At 44.4% G+C, this 20365-nt stretch carries 19 protein-coding genes; 18 read left to right on the forward strand and 1 reads right to left on the reverse strand.

Annotation, left to right across the window (positions count from 1 at the left end; genetic code table 11):
• Positions 1-154: 154 nt before the first annotated feature.
• The 3 genes from ASL11_RS03080 (at position 155) to ASL11_RS03095 (ending at position 3105) form a co-directional block, all read left to right on the forward strand.
• Positions 155-805 carry a 3D domain-containing protein gene (locus ASL11_RS03080; protein WP_056609493.1) on the forward strand — a complete coding sequence of 217 codons (651 nt, stop codon included), beginning with the start codon at positions 155-157 and terminating at the stop codon, positions 803-805.
• Positions 806-1122: 317 nt separating this feature from the next.
• A complete protein-coding gene (locus ASL11_RS03090) occupies positions 1123-2646 on the forward strand; it encodes a methyl-accepting chemotaxis protein (RefSeq protein ID WP_056609496.1) in 1524 nt (507 codons plus the stop codon).
• Between the two features lie 78 nt (positions 2647-2724).
• On the forward strand, positions 2725-3105 hold the full coding sequence (locus ASL11_RS03095; RefSeq protein ID WP_235550350.1) for a hypothetical protein: 381 nt from the start codon (positions 2725-2727) through the stop codon (positions 3103-3105).
• A 39-nt stretch (positions 3106-3144) separates the two neighbouring features.
• On the opposite strand, the gene ASL11_RS03100 is transcribed toward ASL11_RS03095, so the two are convergent.
• Entirely contained in the window at positions 3145-4434 is a 1290-nt protein-coding gene (locus tag ASL11_RS03100) for an ammonium transporter (protein WP_056609498.1), read from the reverse strand.
• A 271-nt stretch (positions 4435-4705) separates the two neighbouring features.
• On the opposite strand from ASL11_RS03100, the gene liaF reads away from it, so the two are divergent.
• The 15 genes from liaF to ASL11_RS03175 all read left to right on the forward strand — a co-directional run bounded on the left by liaF (position 4706) and on the right by ASL11_RS03175 (position 20333).
• A complete protein-coding gene (gene liaF / locus ASL11_RS03105) occupies positions 4706-5776 on the forward strand; it encodes a cell wall-active antibiotics response protein LiaF (RefSeq protein ID WP_056609500.1) in 1071 nt (356 codons plus the stop codon).
• A gap of 9 nt (positions 5777-5785) precedes the next feature.
• Complete coding sequence (locus ASL11_RS03110) at positions 5786-6826, forward strand: HAMP domain-containing sensor histidine kinase (protein WP_056609502.1); 1041 nt, start codon at positions 5786-5788, stop codon at positions 6824-6826.
• Complete coding sequence (locus ASL11_RS03115; RefSeq protein WP_056609504.1) at positions 6823-7473, forward strand: response regulator transcription factor; 651 nt, start codon at positions 6823-6825, stop codon at positions 7471-7473. Before ASL11_RS03110 ends, ASL11_RS03115 begins: the two co-directional genes overlap by 4 nt.
• 102 nt (positions 7474-7575) lie before the next feature.
• Positions 7576-7989: a YugN family protein gene (locus ASL11_RS03120; RefSeq protein ID WP_056609506.1), complete on the forward strand. Its 414-nt coding sequence runs from the start codon at positions 7576-7578 to the stop codon at positions 7987-7989.
• A gap of 138 nt (positions 7990-8127) precedes the next feature.
• The gene (locus tag ASL11_RS03125) at positions 8128-9714 is read left to right on the forward strand and encodes a S1C family serine protease (RefSeq protein ID WP_056609508.1); all 1587 of its coding nucleotides are present in this window, start codon (positions 8128-8130) and stop codon (positions 9712-9714) included.
• Positions 9715-9828: 114 nt separating this feature from the next.
• Positions 9829-10518: a response regulator transcription factor gene (locus ASL11_RS03130; RefSeq protein WP_056609510.1), complete on the forward strand. Its 690-nt coding sequence runs from the start codon at positions 9829-9831 to the stop codon at positions 10516-10518.
• A gap of 1 nt (position 10519) precedes the next feature.
• Positions 10520-12010 (forward strand): sensor histidine kinase, encoded by a 1491-nt coding sequence (locus ASL11_RS03135; protein WP_056609512.1) that lies wholly within the window; start codon positions 10520-10522, stop codon positions 12008-12010.
• A 46-nt stretch (positions 12011-12056) separates the two neighbouring features.
• Positions 12057-13013, forward strand: a complete 957-nt coding sequence (locus ASL11_RS03140; protein WP_056609513.1) for a 4-hydroxy-3-methylbut-2-enyl diphosphate reductase — start codon at positions 12057-12059, stop codon at positions 13011-13013.
• A gap of 36 nt (positions 13014-13049) precedes the next feature.
• Positions 13050-13589, forward strand: coding sequence for a DUF2062 domain-containing protein (locus ASL11_RS03145; protein ID WP_056609515.1), 540 nt, complete (start codon positions 13050-13052; stop codon positions 13587-13589).
• 154 nt (positions 13590-13743) lie between these two features.
• Entirely contained in the window at positions 13744-14787 is a 1044-nt protein-coding gene (gene aroF, locus ASL11_RS03150; protein ID WP_056609517.1) for a 3-deoxy-7-phosphoheptulonate synthase, read from the forward strand.
• Positions 14788-15027: 240 nt separating this feature from the next.
• Entirely contained in the window at positions 15028-16452 is a 1425-nt protein-coding gene (glnA, locus tag ASL11_RS03155) for a type I glutamate--ammonia ligase (protein ID WP_056609519.1), read from the forward strand.
• Positions 16453-16546: 94 nt separating this feature from the next.
• Positions 16547-17104 (forward strand): NADPH-dependent FMN reductase, encoded by a 558-nt coding sequence (locus ASL11_RS03160; protein ID WP_056609526.1) that lies wholly within the window; start codon positions 16547-16549, stop codon positions 17102-17104.
• Positions 17105-17223: 119 nt separating this feature from the next.
• On the forward strand, positions 17224-18552 hold the full coding sequence (locus ASL11_RS03165) for a DUF1800 domain-containing protein (protein WP_056609528.1): 1329 nt from the start codon (positions 17224-17226) through the stop codon (positions 18550-18552).
• Between the two features lie 11 nt (positions 18553-18563).
• A complete protein-coding gene (locus tag ASL11_RS03170; RefSeq protein WP_056609529.1) occupies positions 18564-19796 on the forward strand; it encodes a DUF1501 domain-containing protein in 1233 nt (410 codons plus the stop codon).
• A 45-nt stretch (positions 19797-19841) separates the two neighbouring features.
• Positions 19842-20333, forward strand: a complete 492-nt coding sequence (locus ASL11_RS03175) for a mismatch-specific DNA-glycosylase (protein WP_056609651.1) — start codon at positions 19842-19844, stop codon at positions 20331-20333.
• Positions 20334-20365 lie beyond the last annotated feature (32 nt).

Genomic DNA, 20365 nt, shown 5'->3' on the forward strand with positions numbered 1-20365 from the left:
TGCGTTCTCAAAAATCCTTTGCGATGTGAATAAGTGGTTTAAAGATGTGAATAAGTGGTTAAAAGAAGGACATGTTATACAGTGAGTCTGTATGTGGAGGTTTAGTGATGAAAGGAAATGGAAAGCCTACATTAGTAGGGGGAGGCTTAAAACGATGAAAATAACCGATACTTCGAAGCAATCCAAATGGATTTTGGCATGGATGGTGCTTACCGTTATGGTCGTGCTTTTCGGAGAAGAGGCTAGTTATCAGGGGAACTATAGGGCGGCAAATACCGATACCCATATACGAGATCAACGGGACAATCAAGCAGGTGCGGTGATTCCGGTTGCACGTCCTGTTGCACAGGAGCATCAACAACAAGTAAGTTATCGCTTTATTCCCAACTTGGATTCTGATTTATCCAAATACACGGTAGTTGAAGTGACAGCGACCGGGTATTCCGCGGGTAAAGAATCAACAGGAAAGAATCCAGACCATCCTTCTTATGGAATCACGTATTCTGGTATGAAAGTCATGCGTGATGATAAGGCGTTATCAACAATTGCAGCAGACACCAAAGTGTTCCCGTTAGGTACCGTATTGTTTATACCGGGCTACGGTTACGGGGTTGTAGCAGATACAGGGAGTGCGATTAAAGGAAAGAAAATTGATCTTTATTTCAACACGAAAGATCAGGTATATAAAGAATGGGGTAAAAAGACGGTCAAGGTGTTCGTCGTGAAAAAAGGGAATGGTAAAGTCACAGAGGTTATTTGGAAGCAGCTGAAGGATGAAATACTGGCTCCGGCCAAAGCGCTGTAATGTTCCATTTTGTAAAAAAGAAATTCATAAAAAATCCTGTTTGGGAAAAGATACTCATACAGGAGGTGATTGACATGGCAAAGAACAAGAACAACAAGAAAGCAGCGCAAGACGCTGAATTTGCTACTGAAGTAGCGGTACCTAATAAGCAGCAACAAAACAACACACAAAACCAAAATAAATAACAAATAGCTTTGTTGGAAAGACGGAGATCCGAGAGGGTCTCCGTTTTTTATTTCTTTTCAAGGCCTTCTATATTCGATATAATGTAACAAAAACTAACATTTTGTTCCTTTTGGGAGGAGTTCCGGTTGCACATGTGGACGGATTCAAAGCAGAGAGCTTGGTTCTACGGTTTTGTACTTATTGGTATGCTTGTAAATGTATTCGCTTTATTTTCTGCTTCGAAATGGGTTGCCGTAGTTAATGTCGCTGTTTTTATCTTACTGGGTGTAGGTGCATTACTGAGTTCAAGAGCATCTGGTAAGGAGCAAGAACAAGGGGCACTCCATCACGAAGAACAATTCCGTACGTTTATTCAAGAATCCCAGGTCGTTGCGGATCGACTTGCAGCGGCAGTAGAAGAAGTCAATCGCTCTATCGGACATCTACTTCAAATTGCGGATGCTTCCATCCAAGGTGAAGAGGAATTGAAGGGGAGAAGCCAACATGCCGCTGGACAGCTCCAAGAAGCCTTTGCTGCGATTCAGCAAGTTGCTGCAGCTGCGGATCAGATTCTGGATTCGTCGTTACATATGCATCGTGAAAGTGAACAAACCAAAGATACGGTAGTGGACGTCTGCCGCTCCTTGAATACAACAGATGAAGTAATGAACGATTTACACGTAAATAATGATACGATGCAGAAGAAAATTCAAGATTTGACCGAGCATACATCGAAAATTGAAGAGATCAATACGTTCATAACGGAGGTCGTTGCCCAAACATCATTGCTTGCTTTGAATGCATCTATTGAAGCGGCTAGAGCCGGTGAACATGGAAGAGGCTTCTCTGTGGTAGCACAAGAGATTAAGAAGCTAGCAGCACAAAGCCATGAAGCCGTTCAGAAGTCTTCCGAGCTTCTTGCTGATATTGAGAGTGGTGTTTCTCAAGTTGTCGCCGCAGTAGCTGAAGAGAAAGCTTCTGTGACACACGGGATTGATGAGATGAAGGTGATGAAAGGCAAGATCGATACGATCTTTTCCTTGATCCTGCATGTGAACAGTCTAGTGGCAAGTACGACTAGTTCAACGAAGCACCAATCCTCTCTGGTTACAGGAACGAGAACATCCCTAGGGGAAGTCGTTGATTTGATGAATGAGACGATGTCGAGCGTTGAGCATACACTGGACCAAATGAAGAAGCAGCGGCACGAGGTTTCAAGATTGCAGCATATTAATCAGAATTTAGATCGTTCTTCCGCTGAGCTGATCACGGCCATACAAGCAGTTGGCATGAAGAGCAAGCAGGGAACTATTCATGTCAACATTGAAGAGATGAAGCAATTATTGAATGCGCTTGTTCGCGTACCTGACATCAAATCGTTGGTCGAAGATAAGCATGCCTCGCATTTACATGGGATTTTGAAGAAAACAGCAGGGATAGAAGCGATATGGTCGAACCGCGGAGATGGAACCTTCATCTACTCTCAGCCAGAAGCAGGGCTAGTGAATGCAAAGGGGAGAGAATGGTGGAAGCGTGCAATGGCAGGTGAGCTCTTCATTTCGGATGAGTACGTGTCAGCTATTACGAAAAAACCATGCATTACGTTGTCGAAATCCGTTATAGATGACATGGGAACGCCAATTGGTGTCGTCGGAATTGATTTAGTGTTAAATTAATAGTTCTCAAACCACTCTTTTTAGTGTAAAATAAGATTACTGTTATAAATCTTGACACGGAGAGATAGGTGATGGAACATGCTGCAAGCATTACGATCGGATGGTATGCCCTTAAGAACAACAAGGAAAGCTGCGGAGGTACTTCCCTTCTTGGAGGCTTTTATTACGCGGAAAGAGCAGCAAGCTCGGGAAATTGAGCAGGTTGTTGAGCGATATGAAGTGAAGAGAATGAAAGAAGAACGGGCTTATCAAACCATGTCATCTTTTCGACGCATGTTATCTGGTAAGAAGCCTGATCATCATCTTGCTGTTGAATATATTCATTATGTGAAGAAACCTATGGAGCAGGTAAGAAAGCTCCGTGCCGAAATCGAGCAAGCTAGACAAATACTGAATGATTCTAAGCCTGGCGACGATATTACGTTCCCAGAGGAATTTGAAGACATATTCTCATCATAAAAAGAAGAGGACACTGCATGTGCGGTGTCCTCTTCTTTATTATTGGTTATTCTTCAAGTGTTGTAGGTCCAAGAATCCTTCTTCTTGGCTATATGCTGGAACCCCATGAGAGCCAACATCTAGGCCAATCAACTCTTCGTCGCGACTCACGCGTAAAGGAACGATAAGCTTAATGAGCTTTAAGAAAACCCAAGTGATGAAGAAACCCCACGCACAGACAGTGACAAGACCAAGTGCTTGAACACCTAGGAGGTGGAAGCCTCCGCCGTAGAATAATCCAGCTGTTCCTTCGCGGATCGCATCCGGCTTCGCACATAAGCCAACAGCTAGAGTGCCTATACTTCCGCTGATCCCATGTACAGGAAAAGCACCAACGGGGTCATCAATCTGTCTAGCTTCCAGCATTTCCGTTGCGTAGACCATGGCAATTCCGCAGATCGCACCGATACAGATCGCTGCTGCATCACTGACGAATGAGCAACCTGCAGTTATTCCGACGAGTCCGGCGAGTGCACCATTAATCACCATGGGTGGGTCCGCTTTGCGATAACGCATCATAGTAAACAGAATGCAGGCCGCACAACCGGCTGCGGCGGATAGCATCGTGGTAACCGCGATGTGCCCGATCGATGTATTGGTAGCGCTTAACGTACTCCCAGAGTTAAACCCAAACCAACCGAACCATAAGATAAATGCGCCTACAGAGGCTAGTGGCAAATTAGACGGGGGGACAATGTTAGCTTTACCATCGGCAGAGAATTTACCAATTCGCGGACCGATGATTATGGCTGCGGCGAGTGCGGAGAAACCGCCAAGTCCGTGGATGACAGCTGATCCAGCGAAATCAACCATGCCCAGCTTGCCGAGCCAACCACCAACACCCCAAACCCAATGGCCAGCAATGGGATAGATTAATCCGGTCATGGCTATCGTGTAAAGAATATAAGCGCGAAAATTGATGCGTTCTGCTACAGCTCCGGATACAATTGAAATGACGGCGATAACAAAAGCACATTGGAATAACCAATAGGTATCATGTGAGATTGTCAACGCGATGTGTGATAAATCTCCGCCCATAAAGAAGCCAGTTGTACCTAGAATGCCTCCGATGTCTTTACCGTACATAAGTGCAAATCCAAAGAAGTAAAAAATAAGCGCACCGAATGAGATATCGACAAATACTTTCATGATAATACTTACGGCATTCTTTTGTCTGACAAACCCTGCTTCTAGTAAGGCGAAGCCGCCTTCCATTAATAAAATCATGGCAGCAGTCAATACGACCCAAATTGTGTCCAGGCCAGAAGTAAGTTGTTGGATTTGATCCATTCCTGTAATCTCTCCTTATAATACTTGCGTTCTCAGCCCAATTATACGGTTCTGATGATAAGCATGTCAACGGAATGCGTAAGAATACATAACATCTCCAGTGAAATGTTCGTCTTATACGACATCCATGTTAGGTTTTCTTATAGGGGCTTTTGAAATATCGGTCTTGAGGCGGAGATCGCCTTCAATCTAACGTCTCTTTTCATTCCACCTTGTATCTTATAAACTAGAGTTATCTTAACAACGCTTTACACAAATGGAGGAAGAAAGTATGAATCCGCATATGTTTCAAAGAATGATTTGGGGGCTAGTACTCGTATCCGCGGGAACACTCTTTTTACTAAATCAATTAGGAATTATTCAAATTGATATCGGTTATTTAGTGTCTACGTATTGGCCTGCGATTCTGATTTTTTATGGGCTCATCGGCTTTGTCTCACAGCGAAAGTATCATTGGGGTGGATCCATAGGCAGCTTGATGATGTGCGGCGTAGGAACCATATTTCTCTTGAAAAATCTAAATGTAACCGACCTTTCTATTGGAGAAATGTTTAAATTTCTTGCGCCGGTTGCTTTAATACTTTTTGGTTTAAATGTGATTTTTAAACCGGGTAAGAAAGAGTCGCCGGAGTGGCCTTCCATTAAGAAAGCGAAAGATGAAGAAAGACAAGCTCGGCGAGAAGCGAATCGAGCACGACATTCCCACTATAAGAAACAATGGGAGTCGGGAAATTGGAACGTGTCTGGCGATCTTTCCAACAATTCGAAAGAACACATGGATCATACTTCAGCGAGTAACATGAAACATGGCCTTACTGCTGAAGAAAAGGAAGTGCTGAAGGATATCCACGGCACGTATCCAAAGGACGAGGAGCATGGAGAATGGACAGACTCCCAACACAAACACAAACAACAACACCATCACAAATATGATGGCTTCGTTCATAATTTTGATTCAGGTAATGTTCTACACCGTCATGGCTTTATTGGCGATGTTCACCTCGGCCAAGAGGCTTGGGAATTAAAACCTATTCAGATCTCTCACTTTATTGGCGATTCGGTTATCGATCTTACGCGTGCGTCAATTCCACGTGGCGAAACAACGATTCATGTTACGGCATTTATTGGCGATGTGAAGATTTTCATCCCGAACGATATGGATGTTGAGGTTCGTGTCATGGCAAGCTCCTTTATTGGAGATATGAAGGTTCTTGATCGGCGTGAAAGTGGTTTTCTGCGCAACATCAGAACGCAAACCTCACATTATGAAGAAGCGGAACATAAAATTGTCGTAACAACAAGTATGTTTATTGGCGATATTACTATTAAAAAGATAGGTTAAGGATGGAGCATGTACAAATTGCGAATGTTCAATATGAAGTGGCAGCTGCTGAATTACTTTCTAATCTCGAGCGTAGTAACGGTTTCAGGTATTTATATCGTACTTGAATATTACGAGAAAGAACTGAGTTCTTGGGAGTTCCGTTTGTGGTTCGCTTTCGCGATTCTTGTAGTGAGCTTGTCCGTAGGTTTCATTGCAACCAGAAGATGGCAGCGCAAGGTAGACGAGCTTCACGTCGCAATGCTGGAATTGTCAAAAGGGAATTTCTCTGTTCGAATTGATATGGAGCCAGTAGAGCCTTTCTTATACTTGTATGATGCTTTTAACAGCATGGCAACTTCGATTGAAGAACGCGTGCAGCTGATGCAAAAGCTAGGGGAAGCCGAAGCCATTCGGGATCAGGAGCTGACAGAGAGTGCTGTGATGGAAGAAAGACGCAGGCTTGCAAGAGATCTTCATGATACAGTGAGCCAAGAGCTATTCGCGATCCATATGTCGGCTTCCTCACTTCCCAAAATATTAGAAAGAAACCCAGCGGCTGCACCATCGCTAATGAACCAGCTCATTGAGATGTCCCATCATGCTCAGAAGCAGATGCGTGGCCTCATTTCACAACTACGACCCATTGAATTAAAAGATATGAGCCTACAAGAAGCCTTGGAGAAATGGTTCCCGGAATATTGCCGGACCCATGAACTTCAGGGTCAACTTGATGTTTCACTGCCTGAAATTATTTCTGAGGCGATTGAACATCAGTTTTTCCTCATTATCCAAGAAGGACTTGCGAATGTCATTAAACATGCCTCGGCCAAACAGGTTCGATTGGCAATCTACGAAAGAGAACATCAATATGTGCTGCAATTGCAGGACGATGGTCAAGGGTTTGAACGAAGAGATATTCCTTCTGCTTCCCACGGCCTGTCAACCATGAGAGAACGAGCGCAAAAGCTAGGCGGAGAAGTGGAGATTGATAGTAAATTAGGCTCAGGAACTCGCGTGCGCGTTCGTATTCCGCGATTTTCAGGGCATTCTGGGGGAAAACAAGAATGAATCCGAACATTAAAGTAATGATTGTGGACGATCACGACATGGTACGAGTGGGATTGCGTACTTACATTTCATTGGAGCCTGGTTTAGAAGTAGTGGGGGAAGCGTCAAATGGTCAATCTGCTTTTGATCAGTTGAAGGAAGAAAGCCTTCCATCACTGCCAGATGTCATTTTAATGGATTTAACGATGCCCGTGTTGGATGGGATTGGTGCTACGAAGCTAATTTGTGATGAGTTTCCACAGATAAAAGTAATTATGCTGACCTCCTTTCTGGAGGAAGCCAAGGTGCTGGAAGCTGTTGAATCCGGAGCTATCAGCTATATGTTGAAGACGGTTTCTTCCGATCAGTTGATTCATGCGATTCAGAGTGCCTACCGCGGCATGCCAGTCATGAATACTGAAGTGTCGCAAGCCTTGACTAGAGGTATTAGACAGCGGAGTGAATTACCGGAACAGGAGGGGCTAACAGCTCGGGAACGTGAAGTGCTCCTCTTAATTGCCGAAGGAAAAAGTAATAAGGATATTTCCGAAGAGCTTTTTATTAGTATCAAAACAGTTAAAACACACGTCAGCAACTTGTTGATGAAGTGTGAGCTTGACGATCGGACACAATTAGCGATATTCGCGCATCGAAAAGGATGGGTTTAACAGCACGAACAAATTGAGGGACTATCGCACATAAAAATGTCAATTTGGCACATTCTATGCGTAAGTAAAATAATATGAGCGCTTAAGGAGTGTCCAATCGCTATGAAACCACTAACTTCCTCACTGGAGCAGGTACAGGAAACATTTGATAAGGTGCGTGCCCAGCTAGAACAATTTGATTTTAACTTAGGTGGCGGTTGGGATTATGACCATGGCTACTTCGATCGTTCGCTGGATGAGGCGAATAAAGTTTGGTTACGAATTCCCGTTCAAGTCGTCACGGGCAGAATTGAAGGCGATGTGGAAGCGACGGATGCCGTCGTTGAGGTCGGTACTCCTTTTGTTCTGAAACATGTCTATAATGAAGGATTGGATCCTGAAGCTGACGTGGAGACAGCGGGAGCTTTGATCGATCAGTTCCAAACACCGCTGGATTCGGATGCTGGGATTGAGGATAAATGGGTAAAAGAAGCTGCAAACGTATTAAAATCAGTTGAAAAAGCATGGATTCATTAATTTATGTCCTATTTTTACCTCCATTTTATTGATTTTTAATATTCGTTTAAGGTTGTGAGTGCATGATAGACACATAGAGAACAACAAGATCCTTCAGAAGAACATGCACTTATAACTTTAATTATGGAGGTAAGACCCATGGATGAAAATAAAAAAGACTACAGCGACTTTTTCAAGCCGCAGAATAATGATAACAACGAGCAGGAGCAATCCCGCAGTAATGATGGGCAAGAGCCTAACAAAGAAAGACCTTCCTACTATTACTCCTATGGGCCTTACAAATCTGCTTTTAATGAAGAAAGTGAAGGTCAATCCTTAACAACGTCTTCTACAAGTTCGGAAGGTACTTCGAATGTAGAAGTAACACCGCCTAAGACGTTACGTCCTTTCAGCTTTGGTTCAGAGAATACTCCTCAAGGTCCAGCGGCGTGGGATCCTAATGCGAAGAAGCGTTCTTCCGTAAAAAGTGTCTTTGCAGCATTCATGGCAGGAGCGCTCGTTGTCAGCGCGTTGATGTTTACAGCGGACAAAACGAACTTGTTTTCAGGTAACCAACCACTAGCTTCTGGTTCAAGTTCAGCAACAACCGTGGCAAGCAGCTCGAATAGTAATGGCGGTGAAGTGAAGAATGCTGCTCTTGATGTTGTTCGCCCGGGTAATATTGCCGCGATCGCTCAAAATGCAGGTCCTGCCATCGTAAAGGTTGAATCACTCGTTAAGCCGAAGACAACGAGTCGCAGCAATGGAGGAAACTCACTGTTCGATGATCCATTCTTCCGTCAGTTCTTTGGTGATAATGGTGGTGGTCAAACGACACCTAAGAGTGGTCAAAATGACACGGGGAACGGACAGTTGCAACCTGCTGGTATGGGAACTGGCTTTATTTTCGAAAAGACAGGATATATCCTGACAAATGAGCATGTGGTTGACGGTGCTGATGAAATTCAAATTACCGTAGAAGGCTATGATAAGCCTTTTAAAGCGAAATTGCTGGGTAACAGCTATGATTTAGATTTGGCCGTACTCAAAATTGAGGGCGAGAAAGATTTCCCGATCCTTCCTCTTGGTAAAGCGGATGACGTAAACGTAGGTGATTGGGTTGTTGCGATTGGTAACCCTTACGGATTCGACCACACAGTAACCGTTGGTGTACTTAGTGCGAAAGAACGTCCAATTAGTATCCCTGATGAGAAAGGGACGCGTGAGTATAAACATTTGCTACAAACAGATGCTTCCATTAACCCTGGTAACTCTGGTGGTCCTCTCTTGAACCTTAACGGTGAAGTTATTGGGATAAACACAGCGGTAAGTTCACAAGCGCAAGGGATTGGTTTTGCGATTCCGACTAGCACAATTTCTTCTGTACTAGATAACTTGAAGAATAATGTTACGATTCCGAAAGAGCCTGTTCCTTACCTTGGTGTTGGTCTGCAAGATATCGGTCAAGATTGGGTGAGTGAATTGAAGCTTCCTAACACAGATGGCGCTTTGGTTGGAAGTGTTCAACGTAAGAGCCCCGCATTCACAGCAGGCTTGCGTCAATATGATGTGATCGTTGATTTGAATGGCACCAAAATCAAGAACTCACAAGAGTTGATTACGAAGGTTCAAGGAACGAAAGTTGGCGACAAAGTAACGCTGGGCATTATTCGTGATGGCAAGCGTACAGAAGTCCCAGTTACGGTAGGAGACAAAAATACACTTGCTGAGACACCAGCTCAGTAAGCTCCAAGCACATAATTGAAGGAAGTAGAGTCCGCGGCCTCAAGCTTGCAGGCTCTGCTTCTTTTTGCTAGGCGGTAATTTTGCTACAATAGAGTGTAGAATGGGGGCGGACCAATGAGAGAGAATATTATGGTTATTGATGATGATGAGAAAATCACTTCCATGCTGAGACGTGGACTAGCATTTGAGGGCTATTTGGTTACGACGGCAGCTAACGGTTTAGAAGGTCTCAAGCAAATGTTGGTGACAGAACCGCAGCTAATTATTTTGGACGTCATGATGCCGCACATCGATGGGTGGGAAGTTGTTCGTCGAATTCGTGAAAGCGGCAGCGAAGTGCCGATTCTCATGCTGACTGCTAAGGACGATATTAGTGATCGTGTCAAAGGTTTGGATTTGGGTGCTGATGATTATTTGGTCAAGCCCTTTGCTTTGGAAGAGCTGCTTGCGAGAGTGCGAGTATTACTACGTCGAAGAACGGAACGACCGGAACAGATGAACAATCGGCTCAGCTTTGAAGATGCAGTACTGGATTTAGATACACGGGAGGTTTTCCGTGGCGAGAAACTGATTGAATTAACGACGAAAGAGTTCGATTTATTGCATCTCTTTATGCAGAATCCGAAGCGAGTGCTGTCGAGGGATATTATCATGGAAAAGATTTGGGGTTACGATTACAGCGGTGAGTCCAATGTCTTAGAGGTTTACATAGCTTTGTTACGCCAGAAAACTGAAGAATTTGGCCATAAGCGTTTGATTCAAACGGTCCGAGGAGCAGGCTATGTATTGAGAGGGGAAAATTAAGATGTCGCTTCGCCTGCGGCTTACGCTATGGTATTCAGGCATATTGGCTATCACGATGCTCCTTTTTGGCATTGTTCTCTATTTCTTCTTGAACTATTTCCTTTATGATCAAATTCGTCAAGATGTGAAAAGAGAGGCCGTCAACAGCTCCACTCGTATTCAGAAAAGCATTGCTCTTTCTCAGAAAGGGCTAGTTGTTGATCTTGAATTAGAAAGCAGAGATTTCTATTCCACCAATACTTTTTTACAATTATATAATATCGCGCTAAAGAGTTTTAACCGATCTCAGAATTTACAATATTATGATCAGACGCTGCCTATTGGCCAATCGACAATCGATAAACTGCAACGCCAAGTAGATAAACTTGAAGATGAGATTGGTTATTTTGAGAAGACGAAAATTCTTAATCAGGATTTTCTGATCTACCATCTAGGCCTAACAGATAATAAAGCACATCTCATTGGCATTCTGCAATCAGCTGTGCCGATCGGCAGTTACGAGAGAACGGCTGTCACGCTGCGTTATACGCTTATCATTTGGGCTATTTTAACGATTATCGTCGCTGCCTCCTTAGGTTGGTTCTTGGCACGTAAGGTATTAAAACCAATTGAGCGAGTAATAGATGCTGCGAATCAAATCGAAAGCGGAGACGATCTTGAGAAGCGGATTCATTACGATGGACCTCTAGATGAAATTGGCCGATTGACGAATACAATCAATGGCATGCTTGCCCGTATTCAAATTACGTATGTGGAATTAGATGAGGCCTACCGCGCACAGCGACGATTTGTATCGGATGCTTCACATGAGCTTAGGACTCCACTAACAACGATTCGTGGTAATGTGGATTTGTTGGAGAAAATGTGGAAGCAAACATCGGGGACCAAAGAATTAGCTACGCCAGATCAGGTTCAAATGTCTTTGGAAGCTATGCACGATATTGCCGGGGAAGCGCAACGAATGAGCAGATTAGTCAATGATTTACTCGCTCTTGCGAGGGCTGATGCGGGTGTTCTTATGGAGAAACATCCGATTGAGTTCAAGCCGCTAGTTCACGAAGTCGTAAGGAGGGCACAGCTGCTCGAGCATACGGCTGAATGGCAAGTGGGGAATCTTGATGCGCTCGAAGATGCCATGGTTCAAGGAAACCGAGATTACCTGCAGCAATTGTTGTTCATCTTTATTGAAAATGCTTTTAAATATACACCTATGGGTTCCGTAACCATTGAGGCGATACGTAGAAACAGCTTTATTGGCATACGGATCTCAGATACTGGCATAGGGATGGATAAAGAAGATATTCCTCATATTTTCGATCGGTTCTATCGCGCGGATTTATCCAGAGGGGTTACGACGGGTACGGGGCTTGGTTTATCTATTGCCAAATGGATCATTGATGAGCATGATGGATCTGTGGAAGTCACCACTCGGAAGGACGAAGGAAGTACCTTTTTAATCTGGCTGCCGGCAAACTTCCCTCATGCCATATAATCAGATATAATTAGAAGAAATACAACGGTTTAGGTAGGTGGAACAGATGGAAGTTGTTCGAATATCCCCCAGAGGTTACTGTTATGGGGTTGTTGATGCTATGGCGCTCGCTATGCAAACTGCTAAAAATTTAAATCTTCCCAGACCTATATATATCTTAGGCATGATTGTTCATAATGCGCATGTGACCGATTTCTTCAAAGAGGAAGGAGTCATCACGCTGGATGGCGAGAATCGCCTTGAGATTTTGCAGCAAGTGGAGACAGGGACTGTTATTTTTACTGCACATGGGGTTTCTCCTGAGGTAAGACGTTTGGCGCGTGACAAAGGACTTACTGTTGTAGACGCAACATGTCCAGATGTAACGAAGACGCATGATTTAATTCGTGAAAAAGTAGCAGACGGTTATGACATTATTTATATCGGGAAAAAAGGACATCCAGAGCCAGAAGGAGCTATTGGCGTAGCACCAGATCATGTACATTTGATTGAGAAGCTGGAAGAGGCTGAGCTCCTTAATCTGAAGTCGAATCGAATCATCATTACGAATCAAACCACGATGAGTCAGTGGGATATTAAACATATTATGAATCGGTTATTAACGCTTTTCCCAAAAGCTGAAATTCATAATGAAATATGCTTGGCAACGCAGGTTCGTCAAGAAGCCGTCGCGGAGCAGGCAAAAGAAGTGGATCTGGTCATTGTCGTTGGGGATCCGAAAAGCAACAATTCGAACCGCTTGGCTCAGGTTTCACAAGAGATCGCTGGTGTAATGGCTTACCGTATCTCAGACGTTTCTGAATTAAACAGAGAATGGTTGGCGAGTGTACGTAAAGTAGGTGTAACATCAGGGGCTTCCACGCCCACACCGATCACCAAAGAGGTCATTACCTATTTAGAAAATTACGATGCGAAAGATGAAACCAGTTGGGAAATAAAACGTACTATTAATATGAAGAAACTAATTCCCCCTGTTAAATCCAAAGCAGCAAGTACCGTGTAATTCCTGCTTATTCCACTCGACGGGATTGAAACTAGCATGCAAAGTACTCAGAAGGTGAAAATGATGAAAGCTCGCTACGATTGGAAAAGTACTAAACGTTGGTTCAAATTCAAATATTTACTTCTTTTACGTGCCAAGGGCGGTCCTTCCATGGTAGCAAGAGGCTTTTCGATTGGTCTATTCGTTGAGATGTTCACATTACCGACTGCAGGGTTTGCGTTTGTTCTTATCTTTCCATTGGTTTACCTACTGAGAGCAAACTTGCCTGCGGCTTTAATTGGCTTTGTGTTCGGTAAAGTCATCTATATACCTTTTTCCATTCTTAATAAGCAGGTCGGGGAATATTTAGTGCCGAAGCATTTTAAGATCTATCTGATCCACCATCTACCGCATCTCCTCTCTAATATTATTCGCAGCGGTTTGGATTTAATTGTCGGTGGGATGGTCGTTGGTCTTTTCCTTGGTATTATTGCTTATTTCCCAGTCGTGCTTCTGCTCAAGTACCACACGAATCGCCGTAAAGAAAAACGTAGAATACGTAAAGATCAGTTAGCTCCTGGTGAATCAAAAGAATAGGTAATAAATTAGCGCTTGACGAATTCTCGTCGAGCGTTGTATATTTACTTTAGCGGTTAAAAGCATAAAAGCGTAGAAGCGAACAAGCGTTGAAGCATGTCAGTGGACTGATAATCAATTATCCCATAATAAATGAAATAGGAGCGTGGATCACATGATCGCAATTACATCAAACAAAACTTCGGATGAGCGTATTCAGGAAATTGTGCAATTTATCGAAAAGCAAGGGGTTCAAGCGCATGTTTCCAAAGGTGAGGATCGTACAGTAATTGGGATCATTGGTCAAGCGGATCCGAAATTAGCGGAACAACTTCGTCAAATGTCTGGCGTTGAGCAAGTTGTGAAAATCTCGAAGTCTTACAAGCTGGCTAGTCGTGATTTCCATCCTGCTGATACGGTTATTTCTATTAAAGGTGTTGAAATCGGCGGTGAACAACTTGTCGTCATGGGTGGCCCTTGCGCAGTTGAAACGCCGGAGCAGATCGATGAGATTGCTCGCTTAGTGAAAGCAGCTGGCGGGCAGGTGCTCCGCGGCGGTGCTTTTAAACCAAGAACAGGTCCATACAGCTTCCAAGGTGTTGGTGTGGAAGGTCTGATCATGATGGCTGAAGCGGGTAAGAAACACGGCCTACTTACGATTACAGAAGTCATGACACCGGAGTACGTGGATGTATGTGCGGAATACGCGGACATTCTGCAAGTAGGTACGCGTAATATGCAAAACTTTGATCTACTTCGCAAATTAGGAACGATTCAAACGCCAGTTTTGCTTAAACGTGGATTCAGCTCGACGTATGATGAATTCTTGAATGCTGCTGAGTACATTCTTGCAGGCGGTAATCCGAACGTTATGCTATGTGAGCGCGGAATCCGTACATTCGAAACCTACACACGAAATACGTTAGATTTATCAGCAATCCCAGTACTTAAATCGTTGAGTCACTTGCCGGTTATCTCAGATCCAAGTCATGGAACAGGACGCAGAGAGTTGGTAGTTCCAATGACGAAAGCATCTGTTGCAGCTGGAGCGGACGGATTAATCATCGAAATGCATACAGATCCGGACAATTCAATGACAGGAGACGGCGTACAATCGTTGTTCCCAGATCAATTTGCCCATTTGCTATCTGATCTTGAGAAGCTTGCTCCATTACTTGGTAAGAAGTTTGATACGAAGAAAGAAGCCATTTTGGCGTAATATACGGTTTTCATAGGAAGGGGTTTCTTCAGAAATGGGGAAACCTTTTTCCTGTTTTTGGATTTATGGCAATTGTGGGAAAATAGTGTAAGAATAGCTTACACTCCTTTAAAAAATACCTGACATAAGTATTGACTGTGTTAGAGGAATCGCTATATAATATGTGAAAGAAAACAAGCAAAAGAAGAACATTAATCATGCAAAGTACGTTGAATGTACGGAAATGGGAGGGTTTTTTAAATGTCAGTTCAAAACGTGTTGAACCTTATCAAGGAAAAGAATATTGAGTGGGTAGATTTTCGTTTCGTAGGTCTTGCCGGTAAAGCACAACATATCTCACTACCAGCTACTGAAGTAGATGAAGAAACTTTCGTGAATGGCGTAGCTTTCGACGGTTCGTCCATCCCAGGATTCCGTGGTATTGAACAATCTGACATGGTAATGATGCCAGATACGGAAACCGCTTATGTGGATCCTTTCACAGCACACCCTACTTTGATTATTATGAGCAACATCCATACACCTGAAGGCGACCGTTATGACCGTGATCCACGTAGCATCGCTCAAAAGGCTGAAGAATATTTGCAAACAACAGGCGTTGGTACAACAGCATACTTCGCACCAGAATCCGAATTCTTCATCTTTGATGATGTTCGTTTCGAAAATGGTATGAACAAATCCTACTTCGAAGTTGATTCCGAAGAAGCTGGTTGGAACACAGCTCGTAAAGAAGAAGGCGGCAACCTTGCTTATAAAGTTCCAGTAAAAGGCGGTTACGTTCCAGTAGCTCCTATGGATTCTCAACAAGATATCCGTTCCGAAATGTGTAATAAGCTTGCTGATGCAGGTCTTCGCATTGAGCGTCATCACCATGAAGTGGCAACAGCTGGTCAAGCTGAAATCAACTTCCGTTTTGACACATTGACTAAAACAGCAGACAACCTGCTTAAATACAAGTACATCGTTGCTAACACAGCGAGAGAATACGGTAAAGTAGCTACATTCATGCCGAAACCACTATTTGGTGACAACGGTAGCGGAATGCACGTTCATATGTCCATTTTCAACGAAGGTAACCCTTTGTTCTACGAAAAAGGCGCATATGCTAACCTTTCCGAAATGGCTATTAACTACATCGGTGGTATCCTGTATCACGCTCCAGCGTTGATCGCGATCACAAACCCAAGTACAAACTCCTTCAAACGTCTAGTTCCTGGTTACGAAGCTCCGGTAAACCTTGTATTCTCCAAAGGTAACCGTTCAGCAGCAGTTCGTATTCCAATCGCAGCTGTGACACCTAAGGGTTGTCGTATTGAGTTCCGTACACCAGACAGCACAGCTAACCCATACCTTGCTTTCGCAGCAATGTTGATGGCTGGTCTTGACGGTATCAAAAAGAAAATCGATCCACGTGCCCTTGGATACGGTCCTTTCGATACTAACATCTATGAAATGTCAGATGCTGAGAAAGCTGAGATCCGCAGCGTTCCTGGTACATTAGACGAAGCTTTGGATGCTCTTGCAGCTGATTCCGACTTCTTGCTTGAAGGCGGCGTATTCACACAAGATTTCATCGATAACTACATCGACTTGAAACGTGGCGAAGCGAAACAAGTTGCAATCCGTATTCACCCACACGAGTACAACCTTTACTTCGATTGCTAATCTTTAGCACTTATACGATATGATAATAGGAACTGCCCCTTCATAGGACGCTATGGAGGAGCAGTTTTCTTTTTAAAGGAAGGAAGAATTAACGATGAAAATTGCGATTGTTGCAGGAAGCAATCATGGAGCTGCTACGAGTACAAGACTTGCCACATATATTCAGCATTTGGCAACACAAAATCAACATGAAGTAACACTAATAGATTTATACAAGACGCCGTTACCTTTCTATACACCTGAAGATGATGGAAAGGACCACCAAGCACTTGGAGCTTTTAAACAGGCGATGTTGTCCGCCGATGCAATTGTCTTGGCAACGCCTGAGTATCATAGTGGAATGTCCGGTGTGCTCAAAAATGCGCTGGATCATGTTGGACAGGATCATTTCCATAACAAAGCTGTGCTATCCGTCAGCTCCTCAGGCGGAGCGGTAGCTGTCAGCTCGCTGACCCAGATGCAGACGACCGTCCGCAATCTACATGGGATTAACAGTCCGGAGTGGATTTCGATTGGTGGCGATCAACGCAAGAGCTTCCGCGAAGACGCCCTCTTCGAAGACATTCATCCAGATGTCGATAAGCGAGTGCGACGTGTTGTTGGATCCTTCCTACAGCTAGCTGAGCAGCTCGTGGGATCAGCGAAATTATAACGTTTGGCACCCATGTGAATACAAATAACCAAGTCACTAGACTTGGTTATTTGTATTTCTACATACTTTTGACACATTTATATGGTACAGTATGGAAAAAAATGAACGGTGGGGAGATCATGGGAGTCCAGTGGACCAGCAAGGAAGTTGTTCATCTTTTACTGCGTGCGGGATTTGGTGTGGCGAAGGAAGAAGTTGCAGCTTGCTTGGCGCTAGGACGGGAAGAAACAGTTCGGCGCTTAGTAACGGGTGAATCGTTGATCGACAAAGCTCCGGAGCTAGCTTCCTTTGACCAGTTTCATACGGACGGGAAGAAAGCTTTGGATCCGCTCTTGCTAGTAGATCAACAGATGTACTGGCTTTATCGGATGGTGAACTCACCTACGCCGCTCATCGAGAAGATGACGTTGTTTTGGCATGGACATTTCGCGACGGCGAATTATAAAGTGAAAGATGCGTCGCTCATGGTGAAGCAAAATGAACTGTTCCGTCAATATGCATTGGGGAATTTCAAAGAGCTGCTTATCGAAATCGGCAAGGACCCTGCCATGATGATTTGGCTGGATGTGAACCAGAATAAGAAGGGGAAGCCGAATGAGAATTACGCCCGTGAGGTGATGGAGTTATTCACACTTGGCATCGGTCACTACACCGAAACGGATGTGAAGGAATCTGCGCGCGCTTTTACAGGCTGGACGTACAATAAAAATGATCATAAGGTCAACTACAATGCCAAACAGCACGATAACGATGCCAAGACATTGCTCGGGGAAAGCGGGAAATTAGATGCAGACGATGTAATTGATATCTTATTTCATCAACAAGCATTGCCAACGTTTCTAGCGACGAAGTTGTTGAACTATTTTGCAACGGACACACCGTCCGATCGTTGGATTCAGACCATTGCTGGATTAATTACACAGAAGAATACGGTGGGGGAAGTGCTTCAGGCACTATTCCTTTCCGATGAATTCTACGCGGATACCAATCGGATGTCGCTTATTAAAACACCAGCAGATTATGTAGCGGGTATCCTGAAATGCTGCGAGCTCTCCGTCGCCAAGGGGCATGCCCAAGCGATGCGAAAGATGGGGCAGGAACTATTCGTCCCTCCCGATGTTGCAGGCTGGAGAGGTGGTGCCTCTTGGCTCACAACGAACTGTTTATTGGCAAGGTACCAGTTCGCTGAGGGAATCGCGAAGCAAATGAACGGACAACAGCTGAATGCGTCAGCGTTCAAACCGAATCAAGTGGAGTCACCTATGGAGTGGGCGAAGCTCTATGCAGAGCTCATGGGGATCTCGGACTTATCCGAACAAACACAGGCGAGCTTGCGTGCTTACGCAGATGACACCATTGTACATACAAACCAAACAAAGCAAAAACTAACCGGCTTACGAGGTCTCCTGCAGCTTGTTTTGATTAGTCCTGAAGCTCAGATGAAATAGGGGGGAAACTTGTGAAATTAACGAGAAGAGATTTTCTGATCAAAGGAACGGCGTTATTCGCAACCCTCGGGCTTGGTGGTGCACTTTTCACGGAAACAGGTAAATCACTATGGGCAGGGAGCTCCGAACCTAGCGTGGAAGACCCAGTCTTGGTTGTTGTGCAGTTAAGCGGCGGCAATGACGGGATCAATACATTGATTCCCTACGGACAGGGCGTCTATTATGATTCACGGCCTACGCTTGCTTATGAACAGAAGGAAGTACTAGCGCTCGATTCTCACGTGGGCCTACATCCTAGTCTTACAGGATTAGCAGCGTTGTATAAATTAGGAAAAATGGCTATTATACAAGGAGTTGGATATCCGGAGCCTAATCATTCACACTTTCGCTCTATGGAAATTTGGCAAACCGCAGAGCCTGCGAAAATGAGCCGCAGCGGTTGGTTGGCACGGTATGCGGAAGCTTCGTTACAGAAGAATCCCAATCCTCTCAAAGTGATTCAAATTGGCGGATCAGGCAGCAAAGCCTTCGCCACTGATCAATCAAGCTTTCCAGTGATTCAATCCCTGGAGTCCTATCATGTATTCGATCCTAAGACAGCGTTGATGGACAAGAATAGAATAACCAAAGCGTTCTTGGATATGTATGGGGCATCGAATTCGTTCGATCAACTGCGGGTCATTTCTGCTCGAGGATCGGAAGCTTATAAGAGCGTAGAAGCGATCCAATCTCTTGCTGCTACCTATACGAAGAAAATTGAGTACCCCAATACGAATTTTGCAAGGGACTTACAGCTTGTAACGAAGTTGCTGGCTGGAAAATCAGGGACGCGGCTCTTTAATGTAGAAGTAGGTGGATTTGACGATCATGCGGATGAGAAACTGCAGCATGCACAAATGCTGACACAGGTCGATGAAGGGTTAACTGCGTTCTATCAGGATTTGCAGGCACAGGGGCTGCAGGATCGCGTCGCTGTCATGGTGTTCTCCGAGTTTGGACGTCGTGTTAAAGAGAACGGCAGCGGTGGAACCGACCACGGAACAGCGGCACCGATGTTTGTCATTGGCGGCAAGGTGAAGGGCGGTCTATACGGTGCCTATCCGAGCTTGAGTAACTTAGATAATGGAGATTTGAAATATGAGGTTGATTTCCGTTCTGTATATAGTACGCTAATTGACTCGTGGTTAAATGGAGACACAGCAACAGTGCTAGGTAAAACGTATGAAAATTTAAAGTTTATATAACTCGCAGGAGGTGCACGGTTGGAACTAGCGGCAATTTCAGATCATATGGCGGAGGGTTTGCAAATTCTCTTCGTTGGCTATAATCCGAGTATTCGATCAGGGGAAACCGGGCATCATTATGCGAATCCGAATAATCGATTCTATCGCATTTTGTTGCAGGCGGGATTAACGCCAAGGCTTTACAAGCCGCAAGAGGATGGTGATCTGCTTGAAATCGGTTATGGCTTCACGAATATCGTGGCACGCCCTTCTTTGACAGCAGCAGAAATTACGGCAGACGAGTATCGTGAGGGCAGACGAATTCTGAAAGCGAAAATTGAGACCTACCGACCGAAGGTTGTTTGCTTCGTGGGGAAGGGTGTCTATGAGCAGTATAGCGGCAGAAGAGGCATCTCCTGGGGCAGTCAACCGCAGCCGATGGTAGAAGGCGTTATTGATTATGTGTGTCCGTCTTCTAGCGGACTTGTGCGAATGAAGCTGGAAGATATGGTAGCGATTTATCGAGGAATTCTGACAAGTCTCGTAGGGCCTGTTTGAGGTTTTACTTGATGCTTGCACAGAATATTGCT

It is taken from the genome of Paenibacillus sp. Soil750 (assembly GCF_001428045.1).
Taxonomy (GTDB): domain Bacteria; phylum Bacillota; class Bacilli; order Paenibacillales; family NBRC-103111; genus Paenibacillus_E; species Paenibacillus_E allorhizoplanae.

Coding starts and splice junctions, on each gene's coding strand:
- ASL11_RS03080 (WP_056609493.1), top strand. CDS start 155: ATGAAAATAACCGATACTTCGAAGCAATCCAAATGGATTTTGGCATGG.
- ASL11_RS03090 (WP_056609496.1), top strand. CDS start 1,123: ATGTGGACGGATTCAAAGCAGAGAGCTTGGTTCTACGGTTTTGTACTT.
- ASL11_RS03095 (WP_235550350.1), top strand. CDS start 2,725: ATGCTGCAAGCATTACGATCGGATGGTATGCCCTTAAGAACAACAAGG.
- ASL11_RS03100 (WP_056609498.1), bottom strand. CDS start 4,434: ATGGATCAAATCCAACAACTTACTTCTGGCCTGGACACAATTTGGGTC.
- liaF (WP_056609500.1), top strand. CDS start 4,706: ATGAATCCGCATATGTTTCAAAGAATGATTTGGGGGCTAGTACTCGTA.
- ASL11_RS03110 (WP_056609502.1), top strand. CDS start 5,786: ATGTACAAATTGCGAATGTTCAATATGAAGTGGCAGCTGCTGAATTAC.
- ASL11_RS03115 (WP_056609504.1), top strand. CDS start 6,823: ATGAATCCGAACATTAAAGTAATGATTGTGGACGATCACGACATGGTA.
- ASL11_RS03120 (WP_056609506.1), top strand. CDS start 7,576: ATGAAACCACTAACTTCCTCACTGGAGCAGGTACAGGAAACATTTGAT.
- ASL11_RS03125 (WP_056609508.1), top strand. CDS start 8,128: ATGGATGAAAATAAAAAAGACTACAGCGACTTTTTCAAGCCGCAGAAT.
- ASL11_RS03130 (WP_056609510.1), top strand. CDS start 9,829: ATGAGAGAGAATATTATGGTTATTGATGATGATGAGAAAATCACTTCC.
- ASL11_RS03135 (WP_056609512.1), top strand. CDS start 10,520: ATGTCGCTTCGCCTGCGGCTTACGCTATGGTATTCAGGCATATTGGCT.
- ASL11_RS03140 (WP_056609513.1), top strand. CDS start 12,057: ATGGAAGTTGTTCGAATATCCCCCAGAGGTTACTGTTATGGGGTTGTT.
- ASL11_RS03145 (WP_056609515.1), top strand. CDS start 13,050: ATGCAAAGTACTCAGAAGGTGAAAATGATGAAAGCTCGCTACGATTGG.
- aroF (WP_056609517.1), top strand. CDS start 13,744: ATGATCGCAATTACATCAAACAAAACTTCGGATGAGCGTATTCAGGAA.
- glnA (WP_056609519.1), top strand. CDS start 15,028: ATGTCAGTTCAAAACGTGTTGAACCTTATCAAGGAAAAGAATATTGAG.
- ASL11_RS03160 (WP_056609526.1), top strand. CDS start 16,547: ATGAAAATTGCGATTGTTGCAGGAAGCAATCATGGAGCTGCTACGAGT.
- ASL11_RS03165 (WP_056609528.1), top strand. CDS start 17,224: ATGGGAGTCCAGTGGACCAGCAAGGAAGTTGTTCATCTTTTACTGCGT.
- ASL11_RS03175 (WP_056609651.1), top strand. CDS start 19,842: ATGGCGGAGGGTTTGCAAATTCTCTTCGTTGGCTATAATCCGAGTATT.